Source organism: Ancylobacter lacus (assembly GCF_018390635.1).
Lineage (GTDB): Bacteria > Pseudomonadota > Alphaproteobacteria > Rhizobiales > Xanthobacteraceae > Ancylobacter > Ancylobacter lacus.
The window spans coordinates 55597-81720 of sequence record NZ_JAHBGE010000011.1; the positions used below are offsets into that span (position 1 = coordinate 55597).

Genomic DNA, 26124 nt, shown 5'->3' on the forward strand with positions numbered 1-26124 from the left:
CCACTTTGTTGCCCAAGTGGTATCGTTTCCACAAAGGATGTCAAAGGAAATTCATATTCCTGCAATGGCTTGGACGGAGCTGCGGCTTGAATGTGGCTAAAATCGCTTTAGGATGAAGCAGATGATTTGAAATCGATTGCAGCGATGACTGTCAACATAAAGGACGTCGCCCGCGCCGCGGGCGTATCCATCTCCACCGTATCGCGCGCGCTCGGCAAAGGGCCGGTCAGCGCGGAGGTGCGGGAGCAGGTACAGGCTGCCGTGAAGGCGACAGGCTACCGGCCCAATCTGTCGGCGCGGCGGCTGCGCTCCCAGCATACCTTGACCGTCGGGCTCATCGTCGCCGACATCCGCAACCCGTTCTTCACCGCGGTGAGCCGCGCGGTGGAAGATGCCGCCTATCAGGCCGGCATGCGCGTCATCCTCTGCAACACCGACGAGGACCCCGCGCGCGAGGCGCTCTATGTGCGGCTCATGCAGGAAGAGCGCGTCACCGGCCTCATCTTCGCCCCGACCCGCGCCACCATCGGCCAGCTCCGCGCCGCACCGTTCGATTTCCCGGTGGTCCTGATCGACCGCGCCGGGCCCGATGGCCAGTTCGACACCGTGGTGCTGGACAACCGCGCCGCCAGCGCCGCCCTCGTCGAGCATCTTGCGGTACAGGGCTATCGCCGCATCGGCGGCCTGTTCGGCGGCACCAGCACCACCGGCCTCGAGCGCGAGGCCGGCTTCTCCGCGGCGATGGCGGCCCACGGGCTCGCGGGGGAAAGCCGCTTCGTGGCCCCGAACGCCGCCGCCGCCGAAGCCGAGGCGATGGCCTGGCTCGCGAGCCCGGCACGGCCCGAGGCGCTCGTGCTCTCCAACGGCCTTCTGCTGACCGGCGCGGTGAAGGCGGCGCGGGCGCATGGCCTGCGGATTCCCGAGGACATCGGCCTCGCCGGCTTCGACAACGAAACCTGGACCGGGCTGGTGCAGCCCGGCCTCACCGTCATCGAGCAGCCGGTGGAGACGATCGGGCGGGAGGCCATGGCGCTGCTGTTCCAGCGCCTCAAGACGCCGCAGGCGCCGACCCGGAAGGTGGTTCTGTCCGGCACCTGCCTGGTGCGCGGCTCGACTGCCGCCCGCGCCGGCTGAATCCGCCCGACCGGCGTCAGGCGAGCGGCCCGCTCACCACGCCAGCACCCGGCGCCCCAGCACCGCACCCAGCCCCGTCACGATCAGCGTCGCACCGCTGTACCAGGTCAGGACGAACAACGGCGAATCGTCGGGGCAGTGGAGGGCGTAGAGGCTGGCCCCGAAGCCTGCCGCCATCAGACCGGCCACGGCACCCGCGCGCGCCGGGTTCGCCGGGGCGCCCTGGCGCAGCGCCAGCAGCGCCGCCACCAGCAGGGGCGCGGCCAGCAGGGGAATGAAGGTGAGACAGGCCCGCGGGTTGCGCCCGACCAGCGCCGTCATCCACCCCGAAGCCGGCGTCACCAGCATCTCGCCCGCCACCCCCGCCGCCAGCAGCACGGGCGGCACCAGCATGAGCGCGACCGCCGGGCGCGGATCGGCACCCGGGCGGCACAGCCGGAGCGCCAGCACGCAGGCGGCGGCGCCGAGCGCGAAACTGACGCCGATCTTCAGCAGCACACGCGGCTCCGCGAGCATCCGCGACAGCTCCGGCCGCAGATGAAGCGCGCCGGCGAAGAGCAGCACCGAGACGAGCAGTCCAGCCGGCAGCAGCAGCGCCAGCAGGGTTTCCGGCGCGCGCCCGGCCCGCTCGTCGCGGGCAAGGCCGCGTATGAGTTCGTCCGTCTTCACCGCTCGAGGCTCCTCATTTCCGTCCTCAGGTCTCGGAGCGCAGCCGCGCCGACAGGGTGGCGAACGCCCGGTGCAGCGTCACCCGCACGGCGCCCGGCGTCATCCCCATGCGCGCGGCGGTGTCGCCGATCGAGTTGCCGTCCACCGCGATCGCCGACAGCACGGCGCGCTGCTTCTCCGGCAGCCGCGAGAGGTGGCGCTCGACCTCGGCGGCGTCGGTGCCGGGGCGTTCCGGCTCCGCCGGGATGAGCTCGGCGAAGTCCTCGATCGGCACATGCACCCGGCGTCCCCGCTGGCGGAGATGATCCACCAGCTTGTTGCGGGCGACGGTCCACAGCCACGGCGCCAGCGGGCTGTCGGGCCGCCAGGTGTGGCGCTTGAGATGGACCGCCAGCAGGGTCTCCTGCACGATGTCCTCCGTCTCTGCAGTCGCCGCGCCATAGCCGGCGAGCCGGCGCCGGACCACCGCCCGCAGCGCCGGCGCGATTTCGCGGAGCAGCCCCTCATAGGCGGCGCTGTCGCCGGCCAGGCCGGCCCGCATCCATTCTGACCAACGCCGCTCGCGGTCGTCCATCGGCACGTTCCCGCACTCCCTACGTTCCCGGACCGGCGGACGTTACAGCGGTGACGTCACTTCTTCGTCCGCCGCGCAACCGCAGCGGCGGAGGCAATGCTGGTACCGCAGCGCCGGCCGGGAGAGAAGGGGGAACGTTTCGGGTCGGACGGGAGCGCCTGGGCAAGGTCGTCGCGGCCATGCCGGGAGAGGCGGAACAGGCCGCGGAAACCTTCGGCAATGCTCGGAGCAACGGCTGAAACGTGGCTGGCGTAAAGAGGCGGCTCTTCCAACCGCTCGGGGCCGGCGCCCACGACGGACGTGCTGATACCGGACATCACCTTGACGCGACCTTCGATCCGCCTCGCCCGCCGATGGCTTGCCGCTCTTCTCCTCCTTGCTCTCGTCGGCGGCGGCTGGCTCGCGCAGGCCCGCCTCGCGGCCCCCGCCGCGCCCGGTTTCATCACCGCCGAGGTTCGGCGCGGGGATATCGAGCAGACCGTGCTCGCCACCGGAACCCTGAAGCCCTCCAAGCTGGTGGCCGTGGGTGCGCAGGTCTCCGGCCGCATCACCTCCGTGCCGGTCGTGCTGGGCCAGAAGGTGGCGAAGGGCGCCCTGCTGGCCGAAATCGACTCGGTGACGCAGGAAAACGAGCTGCGCACCGCCCGGGCCGGCCTCGCCAATGTCCGCGCCCAGCTTGCGGAAAAGCAGGCCACCCTTACGCTGAAACAGGCCACTCTGGACCGCAGCGAGCGGATGCTGGCCAAGGACGCTGTCTCCAGGGCCGATTATGACACCGCGGTCGCCGATGTCGCGGTGACCAAGGCCCAGATCGCGGCGCTGGAAGCACAGATCGACGAGGCGCAGGTCTCGGTCGCCACCGCGCAGGCCAATCTCGGCTACACCCGCATCACCGCCCCGATCGACGGCACCGTCCTCGCGATCGTCAGCCAGGAGGGCCAGACGGTGAACGCGGCGCAGAGCGCGCCGACGATCGTCATCCTCGGCCGGCTCGACGTGATGACCATCCGCGCGGAGATTTCCGAGGCGGACATCGTTCAGGTGCAGCCCGGGCAGGCGCTGTATTTCACCATTCTCGGCGAGCCGGCGCGGCGCTACGATGCCACGTTGGGCTTCATCGAGCCGGCACCGGAATCGGTGCGCAGCGACTCCAGCTTCAGCTCGTCGACCACCTCCTCCAGCTCCAGTTCGTCGAGTTCCAGCACCTCGTCGGAAGCGGTCTACTACAACGGGATCTTCGACGTGCCGAACCCCGATGGGCGGCTGCGCACCTACATGACCGCGGAGGTGCACATCGTGCTCGGCGCGGCGCGGGGGGTGCTCACCGTTCCCTCCTCGGCGGTCGACACCGCCGCCGACGGCCGCCATACCGTCCGCGTTCTCGGAACCGACGGCAAGGCCAGCGTGAGGACGGTCGTGATCGGCCTCGATGACAAGGCGATGGCGGAGGTGCGTGACGGGCTGGCCGAGGGCGAACGTGTGGTGATCGGCGAGGCGAGCACCACCACGGCTCCGGCCATGGGCGGGCCCGGCGGCCCGCCGCCCGGTCCGATGGGGTTCTGAGCGATGGCCGAGCCACTGCTCAACCTGCGCGCCGTGCGGCGCGACTACCCCTCGGGCGAGGGCACGCTTGCCGTGCTCAAGGGGATCGACCTCGCCATCGAGGCGGGCGAGATGGTCGCCATCGTCGGCCCTTCCGGGTCCGGCAAGTCGACCCTGATGAACCTGCTCGGCGGCCTCGACCGCCCCACCTCCGGCAGCTACCGGATCGCCGGGCGCGAGGTCGGCACGCTGGAGCCGGACGAGCTGGCCGCGCTGCGACGCGAACATTTCGGCTTCATTTTCCAGCGCTATCACCTGCTCGGGGAGCTTTCCGCTCTCGGGAATGTGGAAATCCCCGCGATCTACGCCGGTCGCGCCCCGGAGGAGCGCCGCCGCCGCGCCGCCGGCCTGCTCGCCCGGCTCGGCATGGCGGAGCGCACCGGGCATCGGCCGGGTCAGCTTTCCGGCGGCCAGCAGCAGCGCGTCTCGATCGCGCGGGCGCTGATGAACGATGCCGCGGTGATCCTCGCGGACGAGCCGACCGGGGCGCTCGACCGCCACAGCGGCGAGGAGGTGCTGCGCATCCTCGACGAGCTGCATGCCGAGGGCCGCACCGTCGTCATCGTCACCCACGACATGACCGTCGCCAACCGCGCCGGGCGCATCATCGAGATCAGCGATGGCGCCATCGTCGCGGACCACCGGGTGGAGCGTCCCGCGGCCGGCACCGGCGCCATGGCGGCGAAGCGCGACGGCTTTGGTCCCACCTTGCCGACGGCGCCCGAGGCCGGCCTGCCGCCGCCGGACCGGGAGGAGCCCGCACCACCCGAGCCCGGGGGGCGCGGGGTCGGGCGGGTGAGAGCCTTTGCCGGGCGGCTGGGGGAAGCCTTGCGGATGGCGCTGCTGTCGATGATGGCCCACCGGCTGCGCAGCTTCCTGACGATGCTCGGCATCATCATCGGCATCGCATCCGTCGTGTGCGTCGTGGCGCTGGGCGAGGGATCGCGCCAGCGTGTGCTCTCCAACATCTCCAGCCTTGGCACCAACACGCTGGAGATCTTTGCCGGCCGTGACTTCGGCGACGTCCGCTCCGCCAAGATCACGACGCTGGTGGTCGCCGACGCCGAGGCGCTGGCCCGGCAGGCCTATGTCGCCGCCGTTACGCCCACCGTCTCCAGCTCCAGCACCGCGCGGTTCGCCGGAAAGGAGGCCAGCGCCCAGGTGAACGGGGTGAGCGAGCAGTATTTCCTCGCCAAGGGCACCAAGCTCGCCCAGGGCCGCTTCTTTGATGCCGACGCCACCCGCACCCGCGCGCAGGAGGTCGTCATTGACGAAAATACCCGCAAGGCGCTGTTCGGCGGCTTCGCCGGCAGCCCGGTGGGCCAGGTGATCTTCGTCGGCGACGTGCCGGCGCGGGTGGTGGGCGTCACCCAGCCCCAGCAAGGCGGATTCGGCTCGAGCCAGAACCTCTCGTTGTACCTGCCCTACACCACGGTGCAGACCCGCGTGCTCGGCTCCACCTCGCTGCGCAGCATCACCGTGCGCGTAAGCGACACCGTGGCCACCGACCTTGCCGAGCAGGCGGTGACGCAGTTCCTCGCCCGCCGCCACGGCGCCAAGGACTTCTTCATCCTCAACACCGACGACATCCGCCAGACGATCACCGCCACCACCCGCACCATGACAGTGCTGATCGCGGTGATCGCGGTCATCTCGCTGGTGGTCGGCGGCATCGGGGTCATGAACATCATGCTCGTCTCGGTGTCCGAACGCGTCGGCGAGATCGGCGTGCGGATGGCGGTCGGGGCCCGGCAGGCCGATATTCTCCAGCAGTTCCTGATCGAGGCCATGCTGGTCTGCCTGCTGGGCGGGGTGCTCGGCATCGCGCTGGCGCTCGGCTTCGGGGTGGCGTTCAGCCGCCTCACCACCAGTTTCAGCCTCGTCTACTCCAGCACCGCCATCCTTGCGGCGGTGCTGTGCTCGACGGCGATCGGCCTGCTGTTCGGCTATCTCCCGGCGCGCCGCGCCTCCCGGCTCGACCCGGTGGCGGCGCTGGCGCGGGGGTGAGCCGTTCAGCCCTGCGGCGCGACCAGCGGCTGGTAGTGGTGGGGCTGGCGCATCACCATCAAGTCCTTGCGGCGCACGACATTCGTGGGGTAGCGGCTGTCGAGGTTGGTGGTGTCGACCTCCGCCGCCACGACCCCCTCGCCCTCGGCGAGGATCGCCTCGCGGCGGGGGAACTCGAAGGTGTCCGGCCCGAACACCCCGCTCTTGCCGCGATAGCCGGCCGCCTCGTCCAGCACATTGGCAAAGGCGAGGAAGCAGTTGTTCTCGCCGGCCCGCGCCCGCATCAGGTGCCAGTGATGGGGGTCGGCGCCGGTGGGGATCGGGTAGTTCTGCGCGACCGCGGTGCCGGCATGGCCGAAGCTCAGCGCCCCGCGCAAGGCCGCCGGGCAGGCGATGAGATCGCACCCCCGCAGCGCCAGCACGCGGCCGGCCTCGGGGAAGGCCGCGTCGTGACCGATGAGGAGACCGATGCGTCCGATCCGGGTATCGAACACACCCCACTGCGCGCCAGGCGTCGCCCAATTAGGGTCGGTGGCGTCGAGATGCAGCTTGCGGTAGCAGCCGACCAGCCCCTCCGGCCCGGCGAGCGCCGCGCTGTTGTACAGCGTGCCGCCCTCCTCCTCGGCGAAGCCGGCGGCGATATAGAGACCATGGCGGGCGGCCAGCGCGATGAGGCCGGCCACCGCGGCGCCGTCCCGCGGCACCGGGTTCGGCGCGTCGAGCCCGGTGAGGGCGCGCTCCGGCAGCACCACCATCTCCGCGCCGTCGGCCCGCGCCGCGGCCACCAGCTCGCCGATCCGGGCGAGATTGGCCTCGATGCCGCCGCCGGGCGCGAACTGCGCCACCGCCACCCGCGAACGACGGCCCGGCGGCAGCGGACGGTGACCGTAGAGGCCGAAGAAGTCGAGCGGGTTCCAGCTATAGGTGCTGGTCGGCAGCTCCATGTAGAGCTCGGGCCGGCGCTGGGCGAAGGCGGGCTCGCCGAGCACGCGGCGGGCGCGGGCCTTCTCGAGGTCGACCTGCGCATAGGCGATGCCGTCGCCGGCATCAACCACCGCCTCGATCGCGCCGTCCGGGCCGATCACGCAGCTTCCGCCGGAGAACTGCACCGTGCGCTCCAGCCCCCAGCGGTTCGCCTCGATGACATAGGTGCTGTTCTCGAAGGCGCGGGTGATCCAGTAGGGCGCCGGGGTGCGCTCGGCCAGCCAGTTCGAGATGTGGCAGATGATGTCCGCCCCCTGCAGCGCCACCAGACGCGCGGTCTCGACGAAATGGATGTCCATGCAGATCAGCATGGCGATGCGCCCGACCGGTGTCTCGAAAACCCGGTGGCCGAGGTCGCCCGGCGCCGACCATTTCGGCTCGGAGATATAGGGGTGGGTCTTGCGGTGGGTGCCGACCACGCCGGCCGGGCCGATCAGCACCGCCGAATTGAAGTAGAGCCCGGTTTCGGCATCGACCTCGGGCAGGCCGATGACGATGTGGCAGTCCTGCGCCTTCGCCAGCGCGGCGAAGCGCGCCGTCGTCGGTCCCGGCACCGGTTCGACCTGCGGCGCCACCTCCGCCCGGTCGAACCAGCAATAGCCGGTGGTGCCCATTTCCGGCGTCACGATGAGCTTCGCCCCGGCGGCGGCGGCCTCGCCGCAGAGTTCCAGAAGGCGCGAGACGTTGCGCTCCTTCTCGCCGAGGGTGGGCTCGAACTGGACGGTGGCGACCTTGTGCGGCATGGGCGAAGCTCCGGGCATGCGGGGGCGATCGGCGCCCGGGCGCGCGCCGCGGGTGCCGCTGGAAGGTGATGGGCCGGCTTCGCGGGGAGGAAGGCCACGCTCCCTCCCCGCGCGGCGGCGTCAGGGCACGAGGTAGGACTTCAGGATCGAGGCGCCGAGCGTGTATTTCGGGTCGACCATGTTGCCGACCCGCACGCGCCCGCACTGGGTGAGCAGCATGTAGGCCTCGATCTCGTCGAAGCCGTAATCCGACGCCATCCAGCGGATGAGGTCGCGATAGGCCATGCGGGCGGCATCCTCCATCGGCCGGGTCGAGCCGATCGACATGATGAAATCTTCGGTCTCGAGCCGCGGGGTGGAGAGCGTCCAGCCCTTGATGAGGTCGATCTGGATGGTGGTGACGGTGGGGTGCTCCAGCGCCACGCCGCACAGCTCGCCATCGCCCTGGGTGGCGTGGCAGTCGCCGAGATAGACGAGGCCGCCCCTGGTGTTCACCGGGAGGTAGATGACCGCGCCGACGCCGACGTCGGGCAGGTCCATGTTGCCGCCGTAATAGTCCGGCTGCAGCGAGGTGATGGCCTCGATCTCCGGGGAGGTGCCGATGGTGCCGATGAAGGGCGCGTAAGGCAGGGTGAGCCGGTCGCTCCACTTGGTGCCTGTCTGGGCGTCGACATGCAGCTTCTTGACCTTGATCGGCAACGGCGCGTTCAGCATCGCCGTGTCCTTGGTCGGCACCAGCCCGCCGAAATCCGGCATGATCAGCGTCGTGCCCACCGGCTGCTCGCCGCGCGGCACGATGCTCTTGATGTAGACCGCGATGGTGTCGCCCTTCTCCGCGCCATTGACGAAGATCGGGCCGTTCTGCGGGTTGAGATAGGGGAAGTTGAGGATCTCGAGCGGGTTGTCAGTCTCGTGCTTGATCTTGCCCTCGAAGGCGTCGTGGGTCTCGGCGGAGACGACCGCGCCGGGATCGACGGTGAGGACCGGCTCGACATAGGGCCCGTACACATAGTGGTACGTGCCCTGCGAGGCCTCGGTGATGGCGTGGGTTTCGCCCGCGCGGCCCTTGGCGAGGCCCTTGCGTGCCATGATGGAAGTCTCGAGCCAGGACATGTTCGTCTCCTTGTGGTGGCGTCGATCAGACGGCGAGGTGGCGGCGCATGGCCTCGCCGTCGGCGAGAGCCGCGCGGTCGAGCTGGGCGACGATGCGGCCCTTGTCGAGCACGTAGCAACGCTGCGCCATGGCACGGATCATGTCGATATTCTGCTCGACCAGCACGATGGTGGTGCCGGTGGCGCGGTTGAGGTCGACCATGATGCGGGCGATGTCCTGCACGATGTTGGGCTGGATGCCCTCGGACGGCTCGTCGAGCAGGATCAGCGAGGGGTTGGCCACCAGCACGCGGCCGATGGCGAGCTGCTGCTGCTGGCCGCCCGACATGGTGCCGGCGCGCTGGTTCCAGCGCTCCCGCAGGATCGGGAAATAGCCGAGCACCCGCTCGCGATCGGCGACCGAGACGCCGCCGGCGCGCATGCCGCCCACCGCGATGTTCTCCCCCACGGTGAGCCGGGGAAACACATCGCGGCCCTGGGGCACATAGCCGACCCCGAGCCGGGCGCGGCGGTGCGCGGCAAGCCGCTCGACCGCGGCCCCCTTGTAGACGATCGAGCCCTCGGTGGCCGGGATGAGGCCGATCAGGCTCTTCATCAGGGTCGACTTGCCGACCCCGTTGCGGCCGATAACGGCGACGATCTCGCCCTCGCGCACCTCCAGATCGAGGCCCTGCAGCACGGGCTTGCCGCCATACCCCGCGCGCAGGCCGAGGGTGGCGAGCATCACTTCCTTACGCATGGGCGCCCTCCGGCTTTGCGTGGTCGGGGGCCTTGCCGAGATAGATGTCCGCCACCCGCTCGTCGGCCACGATGGCGTCGATCGAGCCCTGCGCGAACACCTGCCCCAGATGCAGGACCGTGACCTTGTGGGCGACCTGACGGACGAAGGCCATGTCGTGTTCCACCGCGAGCACGGTCATGCCCTCGGCGTTCAGCCGCTTCACCATCTCGCCGGTGGCGTGGGTCTCCTCCGGCGACATGCCGGCGGTGGGCTCGTCCAGCAGCAGCAGGCGCGGCTTGAGGCTGATCGCCATGCCGATCTCCAGCCACTGCTTCTGGCCGTGGCTGAGATTGCCGGCGAGCCGCCCCGCCTCCGGCGCGAGGTTGAGGAAATCGAGCAGGCGCCCGATCTCCGCCGCCAGGCCGGCCGGTTCGTAATGGTGCTGCATCGCGATTTCGAGGTTCTGCCGCACGCTCAGCGCCTTGAAGATGCCAGGCACCTGGAACTTCACGCTCATGCCGCGGCGGATGCGCTGGAACGGCTTGAAGGCGGTGATGTCCTCCCCCGCGAACAGGATGCTGCCGGAGCTGGGGGCATGCTCGCCGAGGATGAGCCGGAACAGGGTCGACTTGCCCGCCCCGTTCGGCCCGATCAGGCAGTGCACCTCGCCTGCCTCCAGCGCGAGATCGACATTGTTGGTGACGTGCAGCCCGCCGAACCGCTTGTTGAGGGCGCGGGTTTCAAGGATCGGCATCAGGCATCTCCCGCAGGCGAGGCGGCGCGGCGGCCACGGAACAGGCGGGCGATGAGACCGGCGGCGGCGAAGGCGAGCCCGTTGGGCGCGATCAGCACGGTGAGCACCAGCAGGACGCCCATCACCACCAGCGCGTACTGGCTGCCGTGGATGGTCAACGCCTGGAACACCGAGAGCACCACCACCGTGCCGACCAGCGTGGTGGTGAGGTCGGAGCGACCGCCCACCGCGACCCAGACGATCGGCAGCGCCGCGGCCGTCATCCCCATGCTGGAGGGGGTGATGTACTGGCCCCAGCTGGTGTAGAGCACGCCCGACAGCCCCGCCAGCGCCGCCCCGATGACGAAGGCGCCGAGCTGGTATTTGCGGATGTCGTAGCCGAGCATCTCCGCCCGCTCCGGATTCTCGCGGATGGCGACCAGCACATTGCCGAAGGGCGAGTTCACGAGGATGCGCAGGCCGAGATAGACCACCACCAGCAGCCCCAGCACGACGTAATAGAGCTGCACGTCGGGGAACAGCACGATATCGCCGCCGGGCCAGGGCACGGTGAGCGGGGGCATGTTGCTCATGCCGTTGAAGCCGTTGAGCCGGGCGGCGCCGATCTTCCATTCCGGCCCGGCGGTCTGCGCCATGAAGCGCTCCAGCACCAGCGTCACCGACAGGGTGACGATGCCGAGGAACACGCCGGAGATGCGGCCGAAATACAGGAAGTAGCCCAGCAGCACCGCGAACAGCGCCGCCACCGCCATGGCCAGCACCACCGCCACCAGCGTGAAGCCGTAGGCGGCGCCGAAATTGATGGTGAGGATGCCGTAGCTGTAGCCGGCGATGCCGAAGAAGGCGGTCTGGCCGAAGCTCAGCGCGCCGCCATAGCCCCAGATGAGGCTGAGACCCAGCGCCATGAAGATCCAGGTGAAGAAGTACACGGTGTTGCCTACGGTGTAGCCGTCGCTGAAGACGGGATAGGCGCAGGCGCCCGCCAGCACGACCAAGAAGCCGATCCAGAAGCCCGGCCCGCGGCCCAGCGTCTGCGGGCCTTCGAGGCGGCGGAAGAAGCGGAGAAGAGCGTTCATGGCTGTTGTTCCCCGGCTCAGGCGCGTTCGCGCAGCAGGAAGCCGGAAATGCCCCTGGGCAGGACCCGGATGACGATGATGACGGCGAGCAGCAGGCCGATCTGGCCGAAGAGCTGGCCGTAGAGCGAGGTCATGGTCGCCTTGACCACCGCCAGCACCGCCGCCGCCGGCGCGGTGCCGAGGAAGACGTCGGCGCCCCCGACCACCACGGTGACGAAGGCCTCCATGATGAAGGTGGTGCCCATGGTCGGCACCAGCGTCATGGTCGGGGCGTAGAGCCCGCCGGCCAGTCCGGCAAGGCCGGCGCCCAGCGCGAAGGTCAGGCTGTAGACCAGCCGGGTGTCGACGCCGAGCGCCGCCGCCATGTGCGGCACCTGGATGGTGGCCCGCGCCATGACCCCGAAGCGGGTCGCGTTGAACAGCACGTAGAGCCCGACCAGCACCGCCACCGCCGCGCCGAACAGCACGAGCCGGTACACCGAATAGGAATAGCCGCCGACCTGGAAGCTGCCGAAGGGTGTGCCGACGCCGGCCAGTGTCGAACCCAGCAGGATCAGCGTGCCCTGCGTCGCGATGAGGCTCAGGCCCCAGGTGGCGACGATGGTGTCGAGCGGGCGGGTGTAGAGATGGCGGATCACCACCCGCTCCACCAGCACCCCCACCAGCCCCGAGACCAGCGCGCCGAGCGCGATGGACAGCGGCAGCGGCAGCCCGGCATGGGTGGCGGAGACCGTGACATAGGCGCCGCACATGATGAACTCGCCATGGGCGAGGTTGATGACGCCCATCATGCCGAAGATGACGGCGAGCCCGCAGGCGGACAGGACCAGGAAGGCGAAGGCGTCGCCGAACTGGTAGAGCGCGGAGAAGGCGAGGGTTCCGACATCCATCGGCAGGGGCCTTGCGGTTCGGGAGGAAGGGATGCCCCGGCCCTTGAGGGGGTCTCGGGCCGGGGCAGGCCGGGAGAGCCGCGCAGGCGCGGGCTTCCGGGCATTGGCGGGCGCGCCGAGAGGACACGCCCCTCGGCCACGCCGATCAGGGCTTCGGCGGCGGGTTGGACGGGGTGTACTGCGCGCTCGGGTCGTTCTTGGTGAGGTCGCAGCCGGCCTCGCCGAGCCAGTACGGCTTGATGTCCTGCCAGACCTTCGGGAAGTCGATGGAATGGTCGGCGTTCACATGCGCGAGGTAGATGGTGTGCGACATGTGCTGGCTCTTGGGGTCGAGGCAGACCTTGCCCTCCGGCGCGTCCATGCAGACATCGCCCTTGGCGATCTCCTTGCGCAGGTCCTCGCGCTTGGTGGACTTCGCCCGCTCCACCATCTGCTTGTAGAGGTAGACCGCGAGGTAGGAGTTCTCGGCCTCCTGGTTCACATAGGGCTCGCTCGGGAACTTCGCCTTGAACTTCTCGAAGAACGCCTTGGAGGCCGGGGTGTCGATTTCCTCGATGTAGTTGGTGGTGACGTACATGTCCTTGAGCGATGGCGGCTTGAAGCGCTTGTGCTCGTAGCCCTGCCCGACATTGACCGAGGAGGCCATCGGCAGGTTGACGTTGGCGGAGGCGGCCTGCTCGTAATAGGAGGCCTGCGCGGTGCCGACCAGCAGCGTCACCACGAAATCGGGCTTGGCCTTCTGGATGTTCTGGATGTTCTGCGAGAACTGCGACACGCCGAGCGGGATGAAGTCCTCGCCGACCATCTCGCCGCCGTTCTCCTTCACGATCTTGCGGACCCATTCGGCCGAGATCTGGCCGAAATTGTAGTCGGCGGCCAGCGTGTAGACCTTCTTGCCGTACTTCTCCATCATCCACGGGATGAGGGTGGAGAACTGCTGCTCCGGTACCGCGCCGGTGACGATCATGTTGGCGTCGCAGACGCCGCCTTCATACTGGTTGTTGTAGAAGGCCAGCCCGTCGAACTGGTTCACGATCGGGCGGTAGGCCTCGCGCGAGGCGGACGAGAAGCCGGCGAACACCACGTCGACCTTGTCGCGCTGGAGCACGCGGCGCATGAACTCCTGGTAGCGGGTGTTGTCGGACTGGGTGTCGTAGATCACCAGCTCCAGCGGGCGCCCGTCGATGCCGCCGGCCTTGTTGATCTCCTCCGCCGCGAGCTGGATGGCGTGGACCTTGCCAATGGTCGCCGCCGCGAAGTCGCCGGACTGGTCCTCCAGCACGCCGAGCTTGATGGGATCGGCGGCGAAGGCCTGGCCGATGCTGAGCAAAAGCGTCCCCGCGAGGGCTGCGGCACGCAGCCCCCGGATGGTCTTGCCGGTCATGTGTCGTCTCCTGGTGGAAGGTTTATTGTCCTTCGGCGCGCAGCCCCGCGCCGCATTCGCGCGCCCCCTGGTCGAGGGCGGGCGCCCGCCTCGTCAGATAGGCCTCGCAATAGTCCTCGAGGCTCTGCCGCGATCGCATGCTCTCGCGACGGAGCCAGTCATAGGCCGCGTCATCATCGAGCCCGGCCTCGTTCATCCGGGCGATGATGGCTTTGACCACGGCGCGGCGCCCGCGCCGGCGGCGATCCATGTCGTCGAGGCGGGCCCGCAGCTCGCCGCGCAACAGGAACTGGTTGATGCCGAGGAAGAGGGCGGTATAGACCGCCGCCCCCTGCACCGGCTTGCGCAGGAACGCCGTCGCCCCGAGATTGATCAGGTGCTTCAGCCGGCTCGGCGCCTCGACGCCCACCAGCCCGATGACCGGCACCGGCGGCTGGCGCGAGGCGGCGTCGATCTCCAGTGCCACGGCGGCGTCGAGATCGCCGTCGATGAACAGGATGTCGCGCTCGGCCTGGAGGCCGGCGAGGTCGATGTCCGCGCGCCCGTCGACAAGGGGCGGCAGCACCGCGCTCACCCCCAGCTTGCCGAGCGTGTTCTGCAGCGCCTCCACCGCCGCGCCGTGGGAGGTGACGATCCAGGCCCGGCCACCATTGAAGTTCTGGAGCAATCGAGGAGCCGTCATTTCACCACTCGCAGGGATGGGGTGCGGGATGCGATCGCGTAGCGCGGCGAAGACTGGACGAGATAGGGGTCCGGCCGCACCGGGCCGGGCGCCTCCACCAGAATGTCGAAGCGGGCTTCGGCATTGGAGCGGCCGATGCGTGGCGTGAGGAAGGCGTGCAGCGTCTGCGGGTCGATGCAGACATCGCCCTGCGGCGCCGCGAGGCGCTGGCGGGTGACGGCGGCCTTCACCGCGTGGAGATCGTCGGTACCGGCTTCGGCGAGCGCGCCGATCAGCAGCTTCATCGCGATATAGGAGGCCTCGGCGTCCGCCGAGGTTGAGGGGCCGGCCGGGAAGGCCTGCCGATAGGCCCGGGTGAAGGCCGCATTGGCGGGGTTGTCGAGCGAGGAGAAATAGACGCTCGAGGAGAGATGGCCGTCCACCGCCTCCGGCCCGATCTCTTCCAGCTCCGGCTCGGAAAGCGTGCAGCTCGCGACCGGGAAGGTGCGGGCCTGGTCGATGCCCCGCGCCGTGCAGGCGGCGCGGAACGCGCGGAAGAAGGCGTAGGCGCTGGTGCCGATGAGGTTGTTGAAGACGAAGGCCGGGCGCGCCTCGAGGATGGCCTCGACCATCTGCTCGACCTCGGTGTCGCCCACCGCGACATAGCGCTCCGCCAGCACCTCGCCGCCCCGTGCGGTCATCGCCTCGCGAAAGATGCGGGTGTTCTCCCACGCCCAGATGTAGTTGGAGCCGACGCAGAAGGCGCGGCGCCCGACATGGGCCAGCATATGCTCCACCAGGGGCAGCACGTGCTGGTTGGGCGAGGCGCCGGTGTAGATGACATTGCTCGCGCTCTCGAAGCCCTCATAGTGCGAGGGATACCACAGCAGCGCGTCGTGCTTCTCGAAACAGGGGATCACCTCCTTGCGGGAAGAGGAGGTGTAGCAGCCCACGACATGGCGGATGCCCGAGGCGATCAGTTCCTGGCTCAGCGCGGCGTAGCGCGCGAGGTCGCCGCCGGGATTGACGACCACCGGCTCCACCGAGGCGCCCGCCGCCGCGTTCTCCGCCACCGCCAGCAGCGCGCCGTTCAGCATGGAGCGCGCCACCACGCTGTAGGGGCCCGTGGTGGAGAACATCACGCCGACGCGGTAGGACTTCGCGGCCATTCGCCTGATCCAAAATAAAAAACGCCCGCCAGCCGCTAGGGCTGTGGGCGTCGTTGCCACCAACCTGCAACGCGGCGGAGCCACGTCGTCGTTGGAACTGTTCACCAGATTGACGCGATAATGGGCAGCCTTGCCCCGCGCTTCAAATTTAGGCTCGCTTGCACGCGCCTTTTTGTCAAGCGGTTTTCGCCCTTCATGCCCAGCCCGCTGCACGCGTCGGCGGACGGGCGCGGCCGCCGGAGGGCGGCGACCGTTCAGGCCAGCGGGGAAAACGCCGTCGGCAGCAGGATCTTGTTCTCCATCACCTCGATCAGCGCCTGGATCTTCGGCAGGAAGGCCTGCCACGCCGGATCGGCGGCGAGGGCGGCGCGGCGGGCGGCGCGGTCGTCAAGGCTGGCATAGGCCCAGATGTGGACGATCTCGTTCAGCGGCCCGATGTCGCTGGAGAAATAGCCGACCAGCGTGCCGAGATGGCCGCGCTGGATGGCGATGCCTTCCTCGCCGACCAGCTTCACATAAGCCGGCACGGCGCCGGTCTTCAGCCGGTAGGTGCGCATCTCATAGATCATGGCGGGGCCTCTCTCAGCGCATCACGAAGGGGTCGGCAATCGGCTCATCCGAGGTGCGGATCCAGACCGACTTGGTGCGGGTATAGTCGCGGATCGACTCCGCCCCGCCCTCGCGGCCGAGCCCGGACTGGCCGTAGCCGCCGAACGGCACGATGGGGGAAACCGCGCGGTAGGTGTTCACCCACACGATGCCGGCGCGCAGCCGGCGGATCAGCCGGTGGGTGCGGGTAAGGTCCCGGGTGAAGATGCCCGAGGCGAGACCGAACGGGCTGTCATTGGCCAGTGCGACCGCCTCCTCCTCGCCGTCGAAGGCGATGACGCTCAGCACCGGCCCGAACAGCTCTTCGGCGGCACAGGGAACTTCGTTGCCGGCGCAGGACAGGATGGTCGGCTGGAAATAGATGCCCTCATCAAGTCCCTCCGGCCGCCCGCCGCCGGTGACGAGGCGAGCGCCGGCGGCAAGGCTGGCGGCGATCGTCGCCTCGATGTGGCTGCGCTGGCGGGCGGTGGCGAGCGGCCCCATCTCGGTGGCGGGGTCCTGCGGATCGCCGATGCGGATGCGCCGGGCCTTCTCGACCAGCAGCGCCAGCAGCCGGTCGTGCACCGCCCGTTCGACGAAGAGGCGCGAGCCGGCGACGCAGCTCTGCCCGCTGGCGGCAAAGATGCCGGCGACGATGGCGTTGGCGGCGCTTTCGAGGTCTGCATCGGCGAACACCATCACCGGCGACTTTCCACCAAGCTCCAGCGTGGTGTAGGCGAGATTTTCCGCGGTGTTGCGCACGACATGGCGGGCGGTCGCCGGCCCGCCGGTGAAGGCGACGCGCGCCACCAGCGGATGCGCGGTGAGGGTGCGCCCGCACTCCTCGCCGAAGCCGGTGAGGATGTTGACCACACCGGGGGGAAAGCCCGCCTCGTGCACCAGCCGGGCGAAGGCCAGCAGCGGCGCCGGCCCCTCCTCCGAGGCCTTCAGCACCACGGTGCAGCCCGCCGCCAGCGCCGGGCCGAGCTTCACCGCGGACAGGAAGAGCTGCGAATTCCACGGCACCACGGCGGCCACCACGCCGATCGGCTCGCGGCGCAGCCACGCCTCCATGTCGGGCTTGTCGACCGGCAGGTGGGCGCCTTCCACCTTGTCCGCCAGACCGGCGAAATAGCGATAATACTCCGCAACATAGCCTATCTGCGCGCGGGTTTCGCGGATGATCTTGCCGGTGTCGCGGGTTTCCAGTTCGGCGAGGTGGGCGGCGTTCGCCGCCACCAGATCGGCGAGGCGCAGCAGCAGCCGGCCGCGCTGACTGGCGGTGAGGCCGGCCCAGGCGGGCTCGCCGAAGGCGCGGTGCGCCGCCTTCACCGCGCGGTCGACATCGGCCGCGGTGGCGGCGGGCATGCTGGCCCAGGGCCGGCCGGTGGAGGGATCGAGGCTCTCGAAGCGGCTGCCGCCCTCGACGAACGCTCCGTCGATATAGAGCCTGAAGTCGTCTGCGCCGCTCATCCCCGCCTCCCTCACGCGAAAGCCGGCATCACGTCGCGGATGAACAGCTCCAGCGACTTGCGCTTGCGTTCATGGCTGATGCCGCTGTCGATCCAGATCGAGAACTCGTCATAGCCCATCGCCTCATAGCCTTTCAGCCGCGCGATCACCTCGTCTGCCTGGCCGATGACGAGGTTCCGGCGCACCACCTCCGGCGCATATTGCGGCATGCCGGCGCGTTCCTCAGCGGTCAGGGGGTCCATGATCGCCTGGCGGATCGGCCGCTTGTTGGCGAACCACGCGCCGAACAGGCCGTAGAACCGGGAGAGGTCGTCCGCCAGCGCCTCCGCCTCCGCCTCGCTGTCGGCGACGAAGGCGTGCTGCAGCAGCATGATCTTGGGGCGCGGCACCTCGGGATGGTTCGCCACCGCGGTGTCGAAGCGCTCCTTCAGGATGGCAACCTCGCCGTCCCCCGAGGCGAGCGGCGTCACCTGCACGTGGCAGCCCTGCGCCACCGCGAAATCGTGGCTGCTGGGGTCGCGCGCCGCGACCCAGATCGGCACCCCGCCCGGCTGCACCGGCTTCGGGCTGGCGGTGGAGGTGGGAAACGACCAGAACTGGCCGTCATGGGCATAGTCGCCTTCCCACAGCCTCTTCAGCGCCGGGATGATCTCGCGCATGCGCAGTCCCGCGCCCATGGCGTCGAGGCCGGGCAGCATCCGCTCATATTCGAACACGTAGGCGCCGCGGGCGATGCCGAGCTCCAGCCGGCCATTGGTGGCGACGTCGGTCATCGCCGCCTCGCCGGCGAGCCGCAGCGGGTGCCAGAACGGCGCCACGACATTGCCGGTGCCGAGCCGGATGCGCGAGGTGCGGGCACCGAGATGGGCGAGCTGGATGAAGGGGTTCGGCGCGATGGTGAACTCCATCGCGTGGTGCTCGCCGATCCACACCGTCTCGAAGCCGGCCTCCTCGACCAGCAGCGCCAGCTCCTCCAGCTCCTCGAAGAGCCGCCGGTGCGGAATGGCGGGGTCGGCGCGTTCCATATGGACGAAGAGGGAGAATTTCATCGGCGTCCGGTTCCGGGAGTGGAGGCGGCGGGTTGGCGCAGGCGTGGTCGGGTCAGGCCCGGGCAGCGCGGGCGGCGGGAGCCGCCGGCAGCCCGTCGAGGAAGCGCAGCAGGGCGGCGTTCACCGCCGTGGGCGCGGTCAGGTTCATCATGTGGCGTTCGCCGGCCAGCACCTCGCACCGGCCGAGCGGCACGGCTGCGGCCATCGCCTGCGACATGGCCGGCGTCGAGTTCGGATCGCCATCCGCGGTCATGAACAGCGCCGGCACCGCGAGGCTCGGGAGATTGGCGCGGTGGGCCTCGTCGGAGGTGGCGAACAGCCGGTAGGTGCGGGCATAGCCGACGGGATCGCAGGCCTCCAGCAGGCGCAGCACGGTGGCGGCATGGTCCGCCAGCGCCGGGGGCACCGGCGTGCCGAACCAGCGGTCGACCGCGGCGGCATGGGAAGCGCCGGCCCCCTGCTCGGCCAGCGCGGCCGCGCGGGCCTCCACCGCCGCACGCTGCTCCGGGCTACGGCAATACACGGCGTTCAGCGCCACCACCCCGCACACCCGGCCGGGATGCGCCAGCGCCACGTCGAGCGCGACCAGTGCACCCATGGAATGGCCGATGACGACCGCCTGAGACAGGCCGAGCGCGTCCATCAGCCCGACCACCTGCGCGCTATAGTCCGAGAGGCGGGCATCGGCGGGCGGCAGGCTGGAGCCGCCATGGCCCGGCATGTCGAGCGCGATCACCTCATGGTTCGCGGCGAGGACGGCCACCTGCGGCTCCCACGCCTCCAGCGCCATGCCGACGCCGTGGACGAGGATGACGGGCAGGCCCCTCCCCTGCCGGAGGTAGCGGACGCGCAGGCGCGCGCCGTCCCGGCCCGGAACCCAGGCAATGGCGGGCTCAGACATCGGTGCCGCCCAGATCCTTCAGGTCCTGGTAGCGGTCGCCGATGCGGTGATGCGGCCGCCCGCCGATCGAGGCGCCGAGCGCGACCACGATCTCGTCCGGCGCCGGGGCGTCGAGAATGGAGAACTGGATGGTGAGGTAATGCGAGCGCCGCCCCTCATCCAGCTTGTCCATCAGCGGGATGACGACCGGGGTGTTGGGACCGCCCCGGGTATTGGTGAAGGCGAGGTAGCTCTTCGCCCCCACCGCCTTGCGGTAGTGATTGCCGAAGCGCAGCGTGTGGATGAGGGCGGAGGCGTGCTCGATCTCGCCGGAGGTGCCGACGATGGCCGCCTTGCCATAGCCCTCCACCGCCTCGCCGGAGCCGGCCAGCCGGAGGATTTCCGCGGTGAGCGTGGCGCCGAGCTCCGGCGCGATGGCGTGAATCTCGGGCTTCAGGTCCTCAACGAAACCCTGCCCCGCCCAGGGGTTCTTCAGCACCGCCGCCGCCGCGAAAAGCTGGAGCGGCCGGGGCGCCGCGCGCCCGCCCTCGATCAGCGTGGTTTCGACGTAGGTGACGATCTTTCTCAGCGCGAGCGGCATGAACGGTTCCGGGAGGATCGAGGAGCTTCTTATGATAAGATGGTATACCATAAGATTGTCGCGTCAATTGCCTTGGGGCGGATTGCGGGCGACAACGAACGGACAACGGGAATCACGATGGTCGCGATGGCGCAGGGCACCCCGGACACAGCGGAGATGCGGGTCGACCGCAGCGTCACCACGCTGCGCGGGCTGACGCTGGAAAAGATGCGGGATGCCATTCTCGACTTCCGCTTCCGCCCCGGCGAGCGGCTGGTGGAGCGTACCCTGTGCGAGCGCCTCGGGGTGAGTCGCAGTGTGGTGCGCGAGGTGCTCCGCCATCTGGAAGCCGAAGGGCTGGTGGAGACCATTCCCCATCAGGGCCCCGCCGTGGCGCGGCCGGACCCGGCGCAGGCGGCGCAGATCTATGAGATACGCGGCCTGCTGGAGAGCGAGGCGGCGCGCGCCTGCGCGCTGCAGGCCAGCGATGCCGCGATCGACGAACTCGCCGCCGCCATCGACCAGATCGACGCCGCGTTCCAGACCGGCAGCCCCCGCGCCGTGCTGAAGGCGACGACGGACTTCTACGAAATCCTGTTCCGGGCCGCCGGCAAGCCCGTGGCGTGGGAGGTCGTGCGCTCGCTCAACGCCCGGATCAACCATCTGCGCGGCATGACCGTCGTGACCCCGGAACGCCACGCCCATGCCATCGCCGAGATGCGCGCGCTGCACGCAGCGATCCGCCGCCGCGATGGCGAGGCGGCGTGGCGCGCCAGCGCCGACCACGTCGCCATGGTGGCACGCCTCGCCGCCGAACGCCTTGCAAGCCTGCCGCCGGGCTGAAACCAGACGCGCCCGCCAGCGGCGCCGTCAGCGGCGGGATCGGCGCGGCGAGGCCTTGGCGGCCCGCCGGCGCGGGATGCCCTCACCTCTCGGGATAGATCGGGAAGGCGCGGCACAGCGCCACGACCTCATCCTTGACCTCGGCGAGGGTCGCCGCGTCCTGCGGCGCCTGCATCACCCGCTCGATCCAGCCGGCGATGGTGGCGAACTCGGCCGTGCCGAAGCCGCGCGTGGTGCCGGCATTGCTGGAGAGCCGCAGCCCCGAAGGCGCTTCCGGCGGGCGGGGATCGAACGGAATCTGGTTCTTGTTCACGGCAAGGCCGGCATGCTCCAGCGCCTTGGCGACGATCTCACCGGTGAGGCCGCGCGGGGTGAGGTCCACCAGCATCAACCCCATGTCGGTGCCGCCGGAGACGATCCGCACATTCTGGGCGCCCAGCGCCTGCGCCAGCGCGCGGGCATTGGCGAGCACGGCCTCGTTATAGGCGCGAAATTCCGGCCGCAGCGCCTCGCCAAGGCAGGCCGCCTTGCCGGCGACGGCGTGCAGCATCACCGACCCCTGCACCCCGGGAAAGATGCCGTAATTGATGCGGTCGCTCAGCGCCGGGTCGTTCCACAGCACCAGCCCGCCGCGGGCACCGCGCAACGACTTGTAGGTGGTGGTGGTGACGACATGGGCGTGCGGCACCGGATCGGGGTAGAGGCCGGTCGCCACCAGCCCGGCGAAATGGGCCATGTCGACCATGAGATAGGCGCCCACCTCGTCGGCGATGGCCCGGAGCGCGGCGAAGTCCATCGCCCGGAAATAGGCCGAGCCGCCGGCGACGATCATTCGCGGCGCGTGCTCCCGCGCGAGGTCGCGGATCTCGTCGAGGTCGAGCCGCTCGGTCTCCCGGTTCACGCCGTAGCGGATAATGGAATAGTCGCGTCCGGTGAGGGTGGCGGGGTGGCCATGGCTGATGTGACCGCCGGCGGCCACGTTCATCGACAGCACGGTGTCGCCCAGCTTCAGCAGGCCGAGGAACACGCCGGCATTGGCGTTCGAGCCGGAATGGGGCTGCACATTGGCGAAGCGGGCGCCGAACAGGCGCCGCGCCCGCTCGATGGCCAGCGCCTCGATGGCGTCGGCGAATTCCGCACCACCGTAATAGCGGGCATAGGCAGGGCCTTCGACCGTCTTGTTGGTCAGCACCGAGCCCTGCGCCTCCAGCACGAGGCGGGAGACGATGTTCTCGGACGCGATGAGCTCGATCCCGTCGGCCTGCCGGCTCTCCTCGCCGCGGATGGCGGCGGCGAGTTCGGGGTCGGCGTCGAGGCCGGCGGTGAAGTAGCCGTGATGAAGTGTCGACATCGGGCCTCACGAGGTGGCGGACAGGGCGAAGTGTCACCTCACCGGATATACCACCCCCAGGGGTCGTCCGACTCGTAGCGTGTGATCTGCTTCACCTCGAGATAGTTCGACAGCCCCCAGCGGCCGAGCTCCCGGCCGATGCCGGACTGCTTGTAGCCGCCCCACGGCGCCTCGGTGAAGGTGGGCTGCGAGCAGTTGATCCACACGATGCCGGCCCGGAGCGCGCGGGCGACGCGCTCGCAGCGGACGAGGTCCTTCGACATCACCGCGCCGGCCAGCCCGAAGCGGCTGTCATTGGCCATGCGGACGGCGTCCGCCTCGTCGGTGAAGGGCTTCACGCACACCACGGGGCCGAAGATTTCTTCGCGCCAGACCTCGCTGGTCTCGTCCATGTCGGCGAGAACGGTCGGCTGGAGGAAATAGCCGACATTCCGGTCGGCCGGCCGGCCACCGCCGGTCACGATCCGTGCGCCCTGCTCGACGCCGCGGGCGATGGCGGCGAGAATCTTGTCGTACTGGCCCCTGGAGACGATGGGGCCGAGCAGCGTTCCCTCCTCAAGCCCGCTGCCGATGCGGATGCGCGCGGCTTCGGCAGCGAGGCGCTCCAGCACCGCATCATAGGCCGAAGCCTCGATCAGCACCCGGGAGGTGGCGGAACAGACCTGGCCCTGGTTCCAGAAGATGCCGAACATGATCCATTCCACAGCCTTCTCGATATCGCTGTCGGCGAAGACGATGAAGGGCGACTTGCCGCCGAGTTCCAGGCTCACCTTCTTGATGTCGGCGGCGGCGGCGGCCATCACCTTGCGGCCGGTCGGCACCGAGCCGGTGAAGGCGAGCTTGTCGACCGCGGGATGGCTGGTCAGCGGCGCGCCCGCCTCCGGGCCGAGGCCGGTGACGATGTTGAGCACGCCCGGCGGCAACCCGACCTCCTCGGCGATGGCGCCGAGTTCCAGCGCGGTGAGCGGCGTCAGTTCGGACGGCTTCAGCACAAGGGTGCAGCCCGCCGCCAGCGCCGGCGCTACCTTCCACGTCGCCATCAGCAGCGGGTAGTTCCACGGCACGATGGCGCCGACCACCCCCATCGGCTCCAGCACCACGCTGGAGGAGAAGCGCGCATCGGCCAGCGCCACCACCTCGTCGGGGTCGGTGTCGAGCTTTTCGGCGAGGCCGGCATAGAAGCCGAAGCAGCCGGCGACATCGTCGATGTCCCACAGCGCCTCCGGCAGCGGCTTGCCATTGTCCAGCACCTCCAGCCGCGCCAGTTCCTCCCGGCGCGCGGTGACGGCGGCGGCGATCGCGCGGAGATAGCCGGCACGCTCGGTCCCGCTCAGCCGCGGCCACGGCCCCTCGTCGAAGGCGCGACGGGCGGCCGCGACGGCGCGGTCGATGTCGGCGGCGGTGCCGGCGGGTGCCTGATGGATCACCCGCTCGGTGGCGGGATCGACCACGGGAAAGGTGCCGCCGGCGGCGGGGGCGGTCCAGTGTCCGTCGATGAAGAGCTGGGTCTGCATGGGAGGCCTCGCGGAATCAGGCGGTTCGTTCGGGCTTCGGGCGGCGCGTCGCGGCGCGGGGAACGACGAGCTTCAGTATCTCCGCCGCGGCACGGGCGGCCCCGCCGGCGGCCTGCATGATGGCGGCGTTCGCGCTCAGCCGGGCGCGCATGGCGCGGTCGCCGAGCAGCCCGCCAATGGCGTCGGCGAGTTCCTCCTCGCGCCAGCGGTAGCGGTCGAGCCGCCGGCCGACGCCGGCCTCCTGCGCGCGGGTCGCGTTGTCGTGGCCGTCCCAGCAATAGGGCATCACCAGCGAGGGCACGCCGAAATAAAGCGCTTCGCAGAAGCTGTTATTGCCGCCGTGGTGGATGAAGAGATCGGCCTGCGCCACCACGGAAGGCTGGGGAAACCAGCTGTCAACCAGCACATTGTCGGGAACCTGGCTGTACTCCTCGCGCCAGTGCCCGGCATTCACCAGGAAGCGTGCGGGAATGCCGGCGAAGACGCCGATCATCCGCCGGATCATGCCGACATCCATGGCGCCGAGCGAGCCGAAGCTGGTGAGCGCCAGCGGGGCGTCGTTGTGGCTGGCGAAGCGCGGCACGGTGTAGGGCGCCTCGCGCCGCACGCAGCCCTCGAGAAAGACGAAGCGCCGGGGGTCGAGCTTCCTCGCCCGCTCGTGGCGGATGATCGTCGGCGCCAGCAGAAGGTTGAGATGGGGCGAGGGCTCCAGGAAGCCGGGCCCCGGGCGCAGCCCGCAATCGGCCAGAAAGGCCGAGAGGCGCCGGTGGGCCGGCGCCACCGCCCGGTCGTAACGCGCGGCGAACGCCTCCCACGCCGCCGGATCGCCCGAGGGCGCGCCGGAGAGGTAAGGCGGGATGCGCGGGTCCGGAACCTCCGTCTCGGCGCAGGAGACCACCCGCACCCACGGCACGCCCGCCGTGGCGACGGCGGGGAACATGACGACGTTGTCCAGCACGATGACATCCGGCTTCAGCCGGGCGATGAGCTGGCGCAGCGGCTCCTCCGCGCGGATGGCGGTGTCGACGATCGCCTCCCAGGTGGGCGCGACGTAGGAGTCGATCTGGTCGAGCGCGGACTGGGCGAAGGCGTCCTTGTGGCGCTCGATGAAGTCGTTCCAGTCGGTCGCGGCCTCGGGCCGACCGTCGGCGAGCTGGTATTCGGTGAAGCCATATTCCGCGAAGATGCCGCCGAAGCCGGGATGGCAGATGAACACCGGCTCCGCTCCGGCGCGTCGCAGCTCCTGGGCGATGCCGACGCAGTTCAGCGCGGCGCCGTAGCTGGCCTCGGGGAACAGCGCGACGAGGGGGGAGCGGGCGCCGCCGGTCACGAAACCGCCCGGAACAGGCTCGGCACGCCCCGGCCGGCAAGGCGCGGACGCTGCGCGCTCGACAGCCGCAGATGCACCGACATGAGATCGGCGGCCAGCTCCATCTGCCCGCGCTCGATATGCTCGAGGATCTGGAGATGCTCCTGGTTCGACTGCATCAGCCGGAACGTGCCGACATGGGAGCTGCCCGCCACCTTGCGACGGCGGCGGTGATGGCCGGCCAGCGCCTCGGCGATGAAGGGGTTGCCGCAGCCGCGGGCGACCAGCAGGTGGAAGTCGAGATCGATGCGGTCGAAAAGACCGCGGTCGAAGCCGGCCTCGGGCATCGCCCGCAGCAGCAGCATGGACTGCCGCAGCGCCGCCATGGCGGTGAAATCCCTGCGGAAATCCGGCAGGGAAAGCGCCAGCGGCTCCATCGCCAGCCGGAACTCATAGCTGCGGGCGGTGGCGTCGGGCCCGACGGCGAACTGCTTCAGCAGCCATTGCTGACCCGGGGCGCGCTCCGCCAGATTTTCCTCTGCCAGCTCTAAAAGGACATTTTGTACCGTCTGCCGGGGCACATCATAACGGCGCTGCAGCGAGGCGACGGTCTGGGTCTCGGCGATGCGGCCGGCGGCGAGGTCGCGCAGCACGGCGTCGTGAATCTCGCTCTCGCGGTCGGTGGCGATGCCGGCGTCGAGCCGCCCGCCCGCCACCGGATCGGTCGCCAGCACATAGCCGCCCTCGGAATCGGGGGTGGCCAGCCCCTGCTCGGCAAGTATCTGCAAAGCCTTGCGAACCGGGGTGCGGGAGACGTTGCACAACGACGCCAGCGCCTGTTCGGCGAGCCGCTCCCCCGGCGACATGCCGCGCTCGGCCGCGACGTCCAGTATCCGTCGCGCCAATGAGACATGGCGATGATTGAGCCGCCTGGGTTCCGTGCCGGTCACGATGCGCGTCCTCTCGGGGATGTCATTGTGCATTTGCGCGGTGTTCCTGCAAGCGCGAATGCCCCGCCCTGCACAATCGGCGCGCATGTCGACGAAAGAGGCTTGA

At 69.7% G+C, this 26124-nt stretch carries 24 protein-coding genes; 4 read left to right on the forward strand and 20 right to left on the reverse strand.

The window, feature by feature from the left end; translation table 11 throughout:
• The first annotated feature begins 144 nt into the window (after nt 1-144).
• Nucleotides 145-1134, forward strand: coding sequence for a LacI family DNA-binding transcriptional regulator (locus KHC27_RS03400; protein WP_213335043.1), 990 nt, complete (start codon nt 145-147; stop codon nt 1132-1134).
• A gap of 33 nt (nt 1135-1167) precedes the next feature.
• Here the strand turns inward: KHC27_RS03400 and KHC27_RS03405 are convergent, their stop codons facing one another.
• Nucleotides 1168-1803 (reverse strand): NrsF family protein, encoded by a 636-nt coding sequence (locus KHC27_RS03405; RefSeq protein ID WP_213335045.1) that lies wholly within the window; start codon nt 1801-1803, stop codon nt 1168-1170.
• Between the two features lie 25 nt (nt 1804-1828).
• Nucleotides 1829-2377, reverse strand: a complete 549-nt coding sequence (locus tag KHC27_RS03410; protein ID WP_213335225.1) for a sigma-70 family RNA polymerase sigma factor — start codon at nt 2375-2377, stop codon at nt 1829-1831.
• Nucleotides 2378-2713: 336 nt separating this feature from the next.
• Here KHC27_RS03410 and KHC27_RS03415 point away from each other — a divergent pair, with 336 nt between their 5' ends.
• Entirely contained in the window at nt 2714-3940 is a 1227-nt protein-coding gene (locus tag KHC27_RS03415) for an efflux RND transporter periplasmic adaptor subunit (protein WP_213335227.1), read from the forward strand.
• Nucleotides 3941-3943: 3 nt separating this feature from the next.
• Complete coding sequence (locus KHC27_RS03420; protein WP_213335047.1) at nt 3944-5986, forward strand: MacB family efflux pump subunit; 2043 nt, start codon at nt 3944-3946, stop codon at nt 5984-5986.
• Nucleotides 5987-5991: 5 nt separating this feature from the next.
• Here KHC27_RS03420 and KHC27_RS03425 read toward each other — a convergent pair whose 3' ends face one another.
• The 14 genes from KHC27_RS03425 to KHC27_RS03490 form a co-directional block, all read right to left on the reverse strand.
• Nucleotides 5992-7713, reverse strand: a complete 1722-nt coding sequence (locus KHC27_RS03425) for a nitrilase-related carbon-nitrogen hydrolase (protein ID WP_213335050.1) — start codon at nt 7711-7713, stop codon at nt 5992-5994.
• Between the two features lie 120 nt (nt 7714-7833).
• Entirely contained in the window at nt 7834-8826 is a 993-nt protein-coding gene (locus KHC27_RS03430) for an acetamidase/formamidase family protein (protein ID WP_213335052.1), read from the reverse strand.
• Nucleotides 8827-8851: 25 nt separating this feature from the next.
• On the reverse strand, nt 8852-9565 hold the full coding sequence (locus tag KHC27_RS03435) for an ABC transporter ATP-binding protein (protein ID WP_213335054.1): 714 nt from the start codon (nt 9563-9565) through the stop codon (nt 8852-8854).
• Nucleotides 9558-10301: an ABC transporter ATP-binding protein gene (locus KHC27_RS03440; protein WP_213335056.1), complete on the reverse strand. Its 744-nt coding sequence runs from the start codon at nt 10299-10301 to the stop codon at nt 9558-9560. Before KHC27_RS03440 ends, KHC27_RS03435 begins: the two co-directional genes overlap by 8 nt.
• A complete protein-coding gene (locus tag KHC27_RS03445; protein WP_213335058.1) occupies nt 10301-11377 on the reverse strand; it encodes a branched-chain amino acid ABC transporter permease in 1077 nt (358 codons plus the stop codon). Before KHC27_RS03445 ends, KHC27_RS03440 begins: the two co-directional genes overlap by 1 nt.
• A 17-nt stretch (nt 11378-11394) precedes the next feature.
• On the reverse strand, nt 11395-12267 hold the full coding sequence (locus tag KHC27_RS03450) for an ABC transporter permease subunit (RefSeq protein ID WP_213335060.1): 873 nt from the start codon (nt 12265-12267) through the stop codon (nt 11395-11397).
• 145 nt (nt 12268-12412) lie between these two features.
• Nucleotides 12413-13651 carry an urea ABC transporter substrate-binding protein gene (locus KHC27_RS03455; protein WP_213335062.1) on the reverse strand — a complete coding sequence of 413 codons (1239 nt, stop codon included), beginning with the start codon at nt 13649-13651 and terminating at the stop codon, nt 12413-12415.
• Between the two features lie 22 nt (nt 13652-13673).
• Complete coding sequence (locus KHC27_RS03460; RefSeq protein WP_213335064.1) at nt 13674-14333, reverse strand: ANTAR domain-containing response regulator; 660 nt, start codon at nt 14331-14333, stop codon at nt 13674-13676.
• The gene (locus KHC27_RS03465) at nt 14330-15481 is read right to left on the reverse strand and encodes a transporter substrate-binding domain-containing protein (RefSeq protein ID WP_213335066.1); all 1152 of its coding nucleotides are present in this window, start codon (nt 15479-15481) and stop codon (nt 14330-14332) included. The genes KHC27_RS03460 and KHC27_RS03465 overlap by 4 nt, the downstream gene beginning before the upstream one ends.
• Nucleotides 15482-15735: 254 nt before the next feature.
• Complete coding sequence (locus KHC27_RS03470; protein WP_213335068.1) at nt 15736-16050, reverse strand: NIPSNAP family protein; 315 nt, start codon at nt 16048-16050, stop codon at nt 15736-15738.
• A gap of 13 nt (nt 16051-16063) precedes the next feature.
• Entirely contained in the window at nt 16064-17542 is a 1479-nt protein-coding gene (locus KHC27_RS03475) for an aldehyde dehydrogenase (RefSeq protein ID WP_213335070.1), read from the reverse strand.
• Between the two features lie 11 nt (nt 17543-17553).
• Nucleotides 17554-18591, reverse strand: coding sequence for an LLM class flavin-dependent oxidoreductase (locus tag KHC27_RS03480; protein WP_213335072.1), 1038 nt, complete (start codon nt 18589-18591; stop codon nt 17554-17556).
• Nucleotides 18592-18643: 52 nt separating this feature from the next.
• Complete coding sequence (locus KHC27_RS03485; protein WP_213335075.1) at nt 18644-19492, reverse strand: alpha/beta fold hydrolase; 849 nt, start codon at nt 19490-19492, stop codon at nt 18644-18646.
• Entirely contained in the window at nt 19485-20072 is a 588-nt protein-coding gene (locus KHC27_RS03490; protein WP_213335078.1) for an amino acid synthesis family protein, read from the reverse strand. The genes KHC27_RS03485 and KHC27_RS03490 overlap by 8 nt, the downstream gene beginning before the upstream one ends.
• Before the next feature lie 117 nt (nt 20073-20189).
• Between KHC27_RS03490 and KHC27_RS03495 the strand changes: the two genes are divergently transcribed.
• The gene (locus KHC27_RS03495) at nt 20190-20894 is read left to right on the forward strand and encodes a GntR family transcriptional regulator (protein WP_213335081.1); all 705 of its coding nucleotides are present in this window, start codon (nt 20190-20192) and stop codon (nt 20892-20894) included.
• Between the two features lie 82 nt (nt 20895-20976).
• On the opposite strand, the gene KHC27_RS03500 is transcribed toward KHC27_RS03495, so the two are convergent.
• From KHC27_RS03500 to KHC27_RS03515, 4 genes are read right to left on the reverse strand one after another with little or no spacing between them, the layout of a single operon-like run.
• A complete protein-coding gene (locus KHC27_RS03500) occupies nt 20977-22245 on the reverse strand; it encodes a serine hydroxymethyltransferase (RefSeq protein WP_213335084.1) in 1269 nt (422 codons plus the stop codon).
• Nucleotides 22246-22283: 38 nt separating this feature from the next.
• The gene (locus tag KHC27_RS03505) at nt 22284-23759 is read right to left on the reverse strand and encodes an aldehyde dehydrogenase family protein (protein ID WP_213335086.1); all 1476 of its coding nucleotides are present in this window, start codon (nt 23757-23759) and stop codon (nt 22284-22286) included.
• A 16-nt stretch (nt 23760-23775) separates the two neighbouring features.
• Nucleotides 23776-25089 (reverse strand): glycosyltransferase, encoded by a 1314-nt coding sequence (locus KHC27_RS03510; RefSeq protein WP_213335088.1) that lies wholly within the window; start codon nt 25087-25089, stop codon nt 23776-23778.
• Complete coding sequence (locus tag KHC27_RS03515) at nt 25086-26018, reverse strand: GntR family transcriptional regulator (protein ID WP_343210822.1); 933 nt, start codon at nt 26016-26018, stop codon at nt 25086-25088. Before KHC27_RS03515 ends, KHC27_RS03510 begins: the two co-directional genes overlap by 4 nt.
• Nucleotides 26019-26124: the final 106 nt, after the last annotated feature.

Excerpts from the sequence above, each read along its gene's own strand:
- KHC27_RS03490 (WP_213335078.1), bottom strand. The coding sequence starts at position 20,072 with ATGCCGCTCGCGCTGAGAAAGATCGTCACCTACGTCGAAACCACGCTG.
- KHC27_RS03425 (WP_213335050.1), bottom strand. The coding sequence starts at position 7,713 with ATGCCGCACAAGGTCGCCACCGTCCAGTTCGAGCCCACCCTCGGCGAG.
- KHC27_RS03480 (WP_213335072.1), bottom strand. The coding sequence starts at position 18,591 with ATGAAATTCTCCCTCTTCGTCCATATGGAACGCGCCGACCCCGCCATT.
- KHC27_RS03450 (WP_213335060.1), bottom strand. The coding sequence starts at position 12,267 with ATGGATGTCGGAACCCTCGCCTTCTCCGCGCTCTACCAGTTCGGCGAC.
- KHC27_RS03445 (WP_213335058.1), bottom strand. The coding sequence starts at position 11,377 with ATGAACGCTCTTCTCCGCTTCTTCCGCCGCCTCGAAGGCCCGCAGACG.
- KHC27_RS03410 (WP_213335225.1), bottom strand. The coding sequence starts at position 2,377 with ATGGACGACCGCGAGCGGCGTTGGTCAGAATGGATGCGGGCCGGCCTG.
- KHC27_RS03460 (WP_213335064.1), bottom strand. The coding sequence starts at position 14,333 with ATGACGGCTCCTCGATTGCTCCAGAACTTCAATGGTGGCCGGGCCTGG.
- KHC27_RS03440 (WP_213335056.1), bottom strand. The coding sequence starts at position 10,301 with ATGCCGATCCTTGAAACCCGCGCCCTCAACAAGCGGTTCGGCGGGCTG.
- KHC27_RS03430 (WP_213335052.1), bottom strand. The coding sequence starts at position 8,826 with ATGTCCTGGCTCGAGACTTCCATCATGGCACGCAAGGGCCTCGCCAAG.
- KHC27_RS03485 (WP_213335075.1), bottom strand. The coding sequence starts at position 19,492 with ATGTCTGAGCCCGCCATTGCCTGGGTTCCGGGCCGGGACGGCGCGCGC.
- KHC27_RS03500 (WP_213335084.1), bottom strand. The coding sequence starts at position 22,245 with ATGTCGACACTTCATCACGGCTACTTCACCGCCGGCCTCGACGCCGAC.
- KHC27_RS03495 (WP_213335081.1), top strand. The coding sequence starts at position 20,190 with ATGGTCGCGATGGCGCAGGGCACCCCGGACACAGCGGAGATGCGGGTC.
- KHC27_RS03455 (WP_213335062.1), bottom strand. The coding sequence starts at position 13,651 with ATGACCGGCAAGACCATCCGGGGGCTGCGTGCCGCAGCCCTCGCGGGG.
- KHC27_RS03470 (WP_213335068.1), bottom strand. The coding sequence starts at position 16,050 with ATGATCTATGAGATGCGCACCTACCGGCTGAAGACCGGCGCCGTGCCG.
- KHC27_RS03505 (WP_213335086.1), bottom strand. The coding sequence starts at position 23,759 with ATGCAGACCCAGCTCTTCATCGACGGACACTGGACCGCCCCCGCCGCC.
- KHC27_RS03435 (WP_213335054.1), bottom strand. The coding sequence starts at position 9,565 with ATGCGTAAGGAAGTGATGCTCGCCACCCTCGGCCTGCGCGCGGGGTAT.
- KHC27_RS03475 (WP_213335070.1), bottom strand. The coding sequence starts at position 17,542 with ATGAGCGGCGCAGACGACTTCAGGCTCTATATCGACGGAGCGTTCGTC.
- KHC27_RS03400 (WP_213335043.1), top strand. The coding sequence starts at position 145 with ATGACTGTCAACATAAAGGACGTCGCCCGCGCCGCGGGCGTATCCATC.
- KHC27_RS03420 (WP_213335047.1), top strand. The coding sequence starts at position 3,944 with ATGGCCGAGCCACTGCTCAACCTGCGCGCCGTGCGGCGCGACTACCCC.
- KHC27_RS03465 (WP_213335066.1), bottom strand. The coding sequence starts at position 15,481 with ATGGCCGCGAAGTCCTACCGCGTCGGCGTGATGTTCTCCACCACGGGC.